The sequence below is a fragment of the Streptomyces sp. NRRL WC-3549 genome (genome assembly GCF_000721935.1).
In the GTDB taxonomy this organism is placed as follows: Bacteria; Actinomycetota; Actinomycetes; order Streptomycetales; family Streptomycetaceae; genus Streptomyces.
Window position 1 is genome coordinate 123593 of the sequence record NZ_KL585418.1, and the last position, 3615, is coordinate 127207.

Sequence of the window (3615 nt, forward strand, 5' to 3'; positions counted from 1 at the left end):
CCCGCCACCCTCGACGACGCGGCCCGCGCCCTGCGCCAGGGCCCCGTGTACGTGGACCCGGCGGCAGCGGACCAGCTCTCACCCGCTCAGGAGAAGGCGCTCGAGAAGAAGATCGAGGACGCCGACAAGCCGGTCTTCGTGGCCGTGCTGCCCCAGTCGTCCGCCTACCCACCGGACGGCCTCCTCGAGAACCTGCGGACCGACACCGGGATCACCGGCGTCTACGCCGTCCGCCTCGGGGACGGGTTCGACGCCGGGGCCGACCCGCAGGTGATGCCGCGCCGGGCCGTCGCCAACCTCACCACGGCCGTCAAGGCCCCCGGCACGGACACCGACGCCGCCACCCAGCTCAACGCCTTCGTCGACCGCGCCCTGGAGCAGGCCCGGGGCAGCGCTCCCGCCTCCTGGTCCGGCGGGACGAACGACGGCCAGGTGAACGGCACCGTCCCGGTGGCCGGGCTGATCGTCCTCGGCGGGGTGGCCCTCGTCGGCGGCACTGCCGCGTACACGGTCGTCCGCCGCAACCGCAGGCGCCAGGAGGAAGAGGAGCGGGCCTCCCTGGAGAAGCTCCGGGTCGTCGTGGACGAGGACATCACCTCCTACGGCGAGACCCTGGACCGCCTCGACTTCCACCCCGCGGAGGCGGGCGCGGACGACGCGATGCGCGCCGACTACGAACGCGCGCTCGACTCCTACGAGGACGCCAAGTCCCGCATGGCCGCCGCCCGCCGCCCCTCCGACGTACGCGGCGTGACCCAGGCCCTGGAGGACGGCCGCTACTCGCTCGCCGTGCTGGACGCCCGCCGCGACCACCGTGAACTCCCCGCCCGCCGCCCGCCGTGCTTCTTCGACCCCCGGCACGGCCCCTCGGTCGCCGACGTGGTGTGGCAGCCGCCCGGCGGCGCCGCCCGCGAGGTCCCGGTGTGCGCCGCGGACGAGGTCCGGCTGCGCGAGGGCGACGACCCGATGAGCCGCACGGTCGACATGGGTGACGGCTCCCGCCGCCCGTACTGGGAGGCCGGACCGGCGTACGGCCCCTGGGCCGGCGGCTACTTCGGCGGCGGGCTGCTGCCCGGACTGCTGGTCGGCACGATGCTCGGCTCGGTGCTCTCGACCCCGGCGTACGCCGCCGAGTACGGCGGCGGTGACTTCGGCGCGGGCGGCGGCTGGGGCGGCGGCGACTTCTCCGGCTCCGACTTCGACTCCTCGGGCTTCGGCGGGAGCGGGTTCGGTGACGGCGGTGGGTTCGGCGACGGGGGCGGCTTCGGCGGGGGCGGCTTCGGTGGGGGCGGTGGATTCGACGGCGGCGGGTTCTGAGCCCCGGCGGGCTCCGGCCCGGCGCCGCGGCTCCCCGCCCGCCGTTCCCGCCCGCCGCCAGGCGGTCAGGCCGGGGACGCGCCTTCCCAGGTGTCCGGCGCCCACAGCCCCGCCCGCTTGATCGACGCGGGGCAGTGCAGATAGATCTCGTCGATGTCCACGACGAGCGCGAGACGGGGGCGGCGCCCCTTCACCGCCATCGCGTCGAAGAACGGCGCGTCGGTGAGGATGCGGGCCCGTCCGTTGATCCGCAGGACGGTCATCACGCCCGGTATGAGGTAGAGCAGCCCCACGTGCGGATTGGACAGGATGTTGTGGAAACTGTCCCCCCGCCGGTTGCCCGGCAGGTCCGGCAGCGCCAGGGTGCGCGAGTCCAGGACCCGGGTGAAGCCCGGCTCCCCGCCCCGCGGTGAGGTGTCGCAGTTGCCGTCGGCGTCCGACGTCGCCACCGAGCAGAACGGCGCGCGGGCCAGCAGGTCGAGGTCGGCGTCGGTCAGCTCGTCATGGACCTTGTCGATCACCAGGGGCCACGGGGTGCCCAGGATCTCGCGCAGTTCCTCGGCCGACTGCAAGGGCACGGCTCCGGCCAGCGGGTCCCCGGCGGGGGCGGGGACGGAGGCGGACGCGGGAGCGGCGTTCGACAAGGGTTTCTCCGTACCGTGTGGGGGCTCGGCGGCGAGACACCGGCCTGGCGCTGTTAGGCTCACCTTACTTATGCTCCCGTATGCTCCCCGTCCCGGGGTGCCGCTCCGGCGGCCGGGACCCGGGTGAGCCCGGAGCGACGAACAAGGGTGAGGGACAGTGCGCAACCGTATGCCGTCCGCCGCGGTGACCGGGCCGTGAGCGGCCCGGTCCTCCAGGGCGCGAAGGAACAGAAGACGGTCGGCACACCGGAGCGGCGGCGCACACGCAGCCGCCCCGTCCTCGCCCTCGGGCTCCTGGCCGGCCTGGCCGTGCTCCTGCTGACCGTTCTGGCGAGCCTGGCGATCGGTTCGGGCGACGTCTCCTTCGACGACGTGCTGCACGGTGTCCTCGACCCCGACCTCGACGTCAAGGGACAGCTCATCGTCCAGGAGGTACGCGTCCCGCGCACCGTGGCCGGACTCCTGGCCGGTGCCGCGCTGGGCCTGGCGGGCACGGTGATGCAGGGCGTGGCCCGCAACCCGCTCGCCGACCCGCAGCTCCTCGGCGTCAACGCCGGCGCCTCGGTCGCGGTGGTGTGCTCGATCAGCTTCCTCGGCTTCACCGTCGCCACCCAGTACATCTGGTTCGGCTTCCTCGGCGCCCTGCTCGCCGCACTCCTGGTGTACGGCGTGGGCTCGCTCGGCCGGGAAGGGGCGACCCCGGTGAAACTGGCCCTGGCCGGCGCCGCGACGAGCGCCGTACTCACCTCGGTGACCAACGCGGTCCTGCTCCAGGACCGCGAGGGCTACGACCGGTTCCGCTTCTGGCAGCTCGGTGCCCTGACCGCCCGGAACTCCGACGTGCTGTGGCAGGTGTCGCCGTTCATCGCGGCCGGCGTCGTGCTCGCACTGGTGCTGGGGCCGCAGCTCAACGCCCTGTCCCTCGGCGACGACCTGGCACGCGGCCTCGGCCAGCGCGTCGGGATCGCCCGGCTGGTGTCGGCACTCGCCGTGGTGCTGCTGTGCGGTGCGGCGACGGTGGTCGCCGGCCCGATCGGCTTCGTCGGCCTCGCCGTCCCGCACGCCGCCCGGCTCATCACCGGTCCCGACTACCGCTGGGTGCTGCCGTACAGCATGGTGCTCGCCCCCGTCATGCTCCTCGTCGCCGACATCGTCGGCCGGGTCATCGCCCCGCCCGGCGAGGTGCAGGTCGGCGTCGTCACCGCCGCGATCGGCTGCGTCCCCTTCATCTGGCTCGTCCGGCGCAGGAAGCTGGTGGAACTGTGACCGGGACACGACTCGAGGACGCGGCCGACGCCCGCCTCGCCGACGCGGTCCGCGCCGTCGCGCGGGTGCGCGGACGGGGACGGAGGCGCTCCGTACTCGTGGGAGCCGCCCTGGTGGTGTGCGTGGTGGCGGTCTTCGCCCTCTCGCTCTGCGTCGGTGACATGGTGATGCCGCTGGGCAAGGTCGTCGACACCCTCCTGGGAGGCGGCGACGGCGGCTCGCAGTTCGTCGTCCTGGAACTCCGGCTGCCCCGCGCTCTGCTCGCGATCCTCGTCGGCGTCGGCTTCGGACTCTCCGGAGCCGTCTTCCAGTCCGTGCTGCGCAATCCGCTGGCCGCCCCCGACATCATCGGCATCAGCGCCGGGGCGAGCGCGGTCGCCGTCACAGC

The 3615-nt window shown here is 74.1% G+C and carries 4 protein-coding genes; 3 read left to right on the forward strand and 1 reads right to left on the reverse strand.

The window, feature by feature from the left end:
- The coding region (locus IH13_RS0124110) for a hypothetical protein (RefSeq protein WP_031087761.1) at nucleotides 1–1317 on the forward strand (1317 nt) is incomplete at its 5' end.
- Nucleotides 1318–1382: 65 nt separating this feature from the next.
- Here IH13_RS0124110 and IH13_RS0124115 read toward each other — a convergent pair.
- The gene (locus IH13_RS0124115) at nucleotides 1383–1961 is read right to left on the reverse strand and encodes an MSMEG_1061 family FMN-dependent PPOX-type flavoprotein (RefSeq protein ID WP_031087763.1); all 579 of its coding nucleotides are present in this window, start codon (nucleotides 1959–1961) and stop codon (nucleotides 1383–1385) included.
- 195 nt (nucleotides 1962–2156) lie between these two features.
- Between IH13_RS0124115 and IH13_RS0124120 the strand changes: the two genes are divergently transcribed.
- Together IH13_RS0124120 and IH13_RS0124125 are read left to right on the forward strand one after the other, a co-directional pair.
- A complete protein-coding gene (locus tag IH13_RS0124120) occupies nucleotides 2157–3227 on the forward strand; it encodes a FecCD family ABC transporter permease (RefSeq protein WP_031087766.1) in 1071 nt (356 codons plus the stop codon).
- Nucleotides 3224–3615, forward strand: a 392-nt coding sequence (locus IH13_RS0124125) for an iron chelate uptake ABC transporter family permease subunit (RefSeq protein ID WP_037842220.1), incomplete at its 3' end; no start/stop codon positions are given. The genes IH13_RS0124120 and IH13_RS0124125, both read left to right, overlap by 4 nt.